We start from the raw sequence: 4,097 nt of genomic DNA, 5'->3' as shown, positions 1-4,097 counted from the left end.
TCGTAGCGAGCAGTTCGTCAATGTTCTGCCAGAGTTCATCGTTGATAAACATCCACTCCAAATCGCCGTTTGGGCCTTGTATAAAGCCGTCGAGCGATACCCCGATTTGAAAGATTACTTTTCTTGTGTTCATGATGTTTTAATTTAAGAAAATTTTCAAATTCGGTTTAATATTAATTCGTTTATTTTTTCATTTTTTGAATTTCCCCTTCGCCTTCTTTAGTGATACCCATTATTTCGGTCATAACGCCAATCTCTTTGTAGGTATCAAAGAAAACAATGATAGCAATGGGCGTATCGAATCTTGATATTACGGGTAAACCTTTATCCTCATATTCGGAAATTACGTTATCAAGTTCAGCAACGGATATCTTGTATGCAACGTGTTGCATGCCTCCCGCAGGATTTTTATCAAGATAATCCTGAAAAATACTATTTCCTGAAATAGGCTGAATAAGTTCAATAAATACCCCACCCGGATAAGCAACTGAAACGAGATTCTCGGCATTTGACGGCTTTCCGTAATAAGTGCCTTCATAGTCTTTGGCACGACTGACCTCAACTTTACTAAATTTACTTATGCCCAGCGTGTCCTTAAAAAATCTTTCTGTAATCGTAATATCGTTTACGACCCAAGCGATTTGAGCAAGATTTAAGTTCAAATTCATAATTATTGTTTTGAAATTTTATCCCTACTCGTAAGGCTTTTTGGATACGCCCCGTTTTTTTAGTGGTTGATGGTCTCCACTTTATTATTTACTTATCAAAAAGTGAAGCGATTTCCAGTCATCCCCAATTGCGAAAACCTAATGTTGTGCGTTCGTGGTATCGTTATGGGAGATTTGTCAAAAATTATTTTCTTGGTAATCACTCAAACTTTTTTGCAAAGTCAAGCACTTCATAATCGTGCATTGGCTTTCCTATAACCTGAAATGCTAAAGGAAAGTCTTTTGTATCTTTTCCATATGGAATGCTTATAGCAGGCAAACCAAAGTAATTACAGAAAAATGTATTGGCAGGAGCGATAGCCTGGTCTCCTTTTTTCTTCGCATCTTCTATTGTGGGTACATAATCATTAAGTGTGGGAAGCAAAAGCAAATCCACATTAGTAAATAATAATTTATTTACAGCTTCACGGTCTTTTTTTAAATTTTCTATATTGAATTGTGCTTTATCAAAAGGAATTTCTATGGGCATTATTTCATGTCCTGATTCTTTAAGTTTTTCTGATACTTTAAGAAATGATTTTTTAATTTCTTCATTACCACTGAAGTTTTGCACTATACCAAATTTTAAAGCAATATTGGGGTTGTTCCTTTTTGTTTGGTTGTTAGTTAATACGTTTAATATTATTTCAGTATCCTCAACATTACGTGTTGTTATACCTGCAGCAGAAAATTGAACGATGGCTTCATCTGTTTTTTCTCCCGCAAGAATCCCTTGCATGTTTATTAAACCGTTGCTTGCTTTAAAACCCATTACACCACAACAAGCCGCAGGAATGCGGCAAGAACCAACGGCATCAGTGTCAACTGTTGCAAAACACATTCCCGTAGCTACTGCCACTGCCGACCCCCCCGATGAACCACCTGCAACATATTCCGGATTAATCGGGTTGTGTACACTTCCAAAATAACTATCGATCGAGGTTGTTCCCATTCCTAATTTATGCATGTTGGTTTTACCAATTAGTATCGCTCCGCTTTCTTTCAATAATTTAACTACAGCTGCATCTTTTTCGGGAATACGGTCTTTAAATTTTTCAAACCCTGCTGTTGTTCTAATGCCAGCAGTATCATAAAAATCTTTTACAGCTATTGGAATTCCATGCAAAACGCCTTTCCAGTTTCCCTTACTGATTTCCTTTTCCGCAACAGTTGCTGATTCTATTGCTTCGTCATGCAAAACAGTGATGAAAGCATTTAGTGTTGGATGCAAATCCTTTATTTTAGCAAGACAATTATTCACGAGATCAACTGGTGATAATTGTTTTGAGCGAATTAATTCGCTTATTTCAGCAATGCTTTTATTTTTTAGATTATCCATAATTTTATTTTTGTTTTCCTACTCGTAAAGCTTTTCGGATATGCCCCGTTTTTATTCAACTTTGTTTTTTATAAACCAAAACCGCTACACCACAGTCAAATTTAGTTGCGCTTTCTAATTTAAGGGTTTGCCTTTCTCCTAACAACTCAAATATTCTCAACCCTTTGTTTATAATAACCGGGTTTACAACAAGATGAAATTCATCAACAAGATTTTCTTTTATTAAAGAGGAGACAAAACCCGCTCCGCCGTAAACGAGAATGTCTTTTCCTGGTTGGACTTTTAATTTGTTTACCACATTCACCAGGTCGCCATCCTCTACAGTTACATTTTCCCCCGCTATACGGCTAACTGCTTTGCTGAACACAATTTTTGTTATGTCCATCAGTGTTTTAGCGAAAGCATAATCCCGACTTTCCGGCTGGTTATTTACAACGTTTTCCCAGTATGGAATAAACTCAGCAGTCATTTTCCTTCCCATTAAAAGTGTATCGGCTGAAGCTGCAATTGAATGAACCAATTCCATCAGTTTATCATCTGATGTCAGCCAATCCGCTTCTCCATTAGGTCCGGCCACAAACCCGTCAAGGGTAATGCTCATTTGAAGTTTTAGTATTCGCATTTTAGCATGGTTTTGTTTTAGAAAATAGCGTATCGGAGGGGTATTTTATAACGTAGGCGGCACTTCATTCAAATCCGAATCTAAAAAATCGGTGATCATCGGTATTAGCCAATCTGTTCGTTGCATCATGCCAATATGCGTTGTCCCCGGTATAATGGCCAGCCGGGATTTGGGCAACCCGTGTATATCGCCCATTTTTCCACCGCCTTTGGCTCGAAACAATTCCAGTGCGTGTTCGTATTGCACTCCGTCGGCATCGCCAATAGCCATGAATAGCGGAGCCTTTATATTTTTTACATCCTTAGCCCAATCATAAGGCTTCAGGTCTATATTGATAACCTTCTTCACAAATTCCGGAAAATGGGCCGGGTCGTTCCCAAGACTATCGTATTGTTTTTGTATAGACGAGCCTTTCAGCATATCTGCGGTGAACGTAGCAAAACTGGCCTCTACGTCGGGCCACCACCCGTCATGCGTATAGGGAGCGGACAACACCACGAGCCTGCGTACCTGCTGTGGGTGGCGCACAGCTATCTGAAAGGCTACTCCACCTCCCATACTATATCCTAAAATGTCTGCACTGTCTATTTTGAGGTGGGTAAGCAGACCGGATACATCGTCGGCCATTCCTTCGTAACTAAGTTTCCGGGCAATATCCTTTGTGCGGCCATGGCCTTGCATTTCGGCAACTATTACTTGCCGGTCTTTGGCAAAAAGAGGGATGATTTGCGACCAGTTTAAGGGAATGGTCATAAAAGAGCCATGCAACAATACAAGTGGTTTGCCTTTACCGCACACTTCATAGTAGATTTTTAATCCATTCACAGCTGCATAGCCACTTTTTGTCGGCTTTGTGTTTTGGCTCATAACTGTGTCTTTTGGTGCGGCTGAATCGGACCGCCGAGCGGTTGCCTGGTCTTCTTTTTGTTGAGGTTGGCAGAATGCCATTATGGCTACAACAAGGACAAGACAGAGTTTTGCTATACAGTGCTTGTTCATATCGTGTCGTTTTGTTACGTCTGTGAAGAATTTGTCACTTCATTTTTTTACGGCTTAAGACCAAGTGATGCCTGCCCGCTTTCGTGATCAAAAGGTACCGAACTGTGCTGATGCGTGATGAGCCACTGACCGTCAAGCTTGCGATAGCAAGCCGTCTCCCGCCACCGCATATCCAATTTTCCACCGTCTTTTTTGGTAGCACTGACGTGATTAAGCCGGTGGCAAAAGGCCATATCAGCAGTCACATTGACACTCAAATCGCTGATCTCGAAGCCAATTGGCCCGTCAAATGAAGAGAACCAGTCGGTCATTCGTTTTCTAATGGCTTCTAAACCAATGTATTGCAATTGACCAACGACATCGAACGATACAATGGCTGGTGCGTAGTTGGGCACCAGCTTGTCAATGTCTCTGGCGCGGATTGCCTCAA

Annotated in this window: 5 protein-coding genes; all 5 read right to left on the bottom strand. The window is 40.4% G+C overall.

Annotated elements, in window-relative coordinates; translation table 11 throughout:
* Positions 1-182: 182 nt before the first annotated feature.
* Positions 183-668 (bottom strand): VOC family protein, encoded by a 486-nt coding sequence (locus ACYVHB_RS32660; RefSeq protein ID WP_461056251.1) that lies wholly within the window; start codon positions 666-668, stop codon positions 183-185.
* Between the two features lie 199 nt (positions 669-867).
* A complete protein-coding gene (locus tag ACYVHB_RS32655) occupies positions 868-2,046 on the bottom strand; it encodes an amidase (RefSeq protein ID WP_461056249.1) in 1,179 nt (392 codons plus the stop codon).
* 55 nt (positions 2,047-2,101) lie between these two features.
* Positions 2,102-2,647, bottom strand: coding sequence for a dihydrofolate reductase family protein (locus ACYVHB_RS32650; RefSeq protein ID WP_461056247.1), 546 nt, complete (start codon positions 2,645-2,647; stop codon positions 2,102-2,104).
* 66 nt (positions 2,648-2,713) lie between these two features.
* Positions 2,714-3,667, bottom strand: a complete 954-nt coding sequence (locus ACYVHB_RS32645; protein WP_461056245.1) for an alpha/beta fold hydrolase — start codon at positions 3,665-3,667, stop codon at positions 2,714-2,716.
* A 47-nt stretch (positions 3,668-3,714) separates the two neighbouring features.
* A partial coding sequence (locus ACYVHB_RS32640; protein WP_461056243.1) for a YybH family protein occupies positions 3,715-4,097 on the bottom strand: 383 nt, incomplete at its 5' end.

It is taken from the genome of Spirosoma arcticum (assembly GCF_054779955.1).
The sequence above is the reverse complement of the archived record's forward strand: the minus strand, read 5'-3'. Positions and strand labels throughout refer to the sequence as shown.

Coding starts and splice junctions, on each gene's coding strand:
- ACYVHB_RS32645 (WP_461056245.1), bottom strand. CDS start 3,667: ATGAACAAGCACTGTATAGCAAAACTCTGTCTTGTCCTTGTTGTAGCC.
- ACYVHB_RS32655 (WP_461056249.1), bottom strand. CDS start 2,046: ATGGATAATCTAAAAAATAAAAGCATTGCTGAAATAAGCGAATTAATT.
- ACYVHB_RS32660 (WP_461056251.1), bottom strand. CDS start 668: ATGAATTTGAACTTAAATCTTGCTCAAATCGCTTGGGTCGTAAACGAT.
- ACYVHB_RS32650 (WP_461056247.1), bottom strand. CDS start 2,647: ATGAGCATTACCCTTGACGGGTTTGTGGCCGGACCTAATGGAGAAGCG.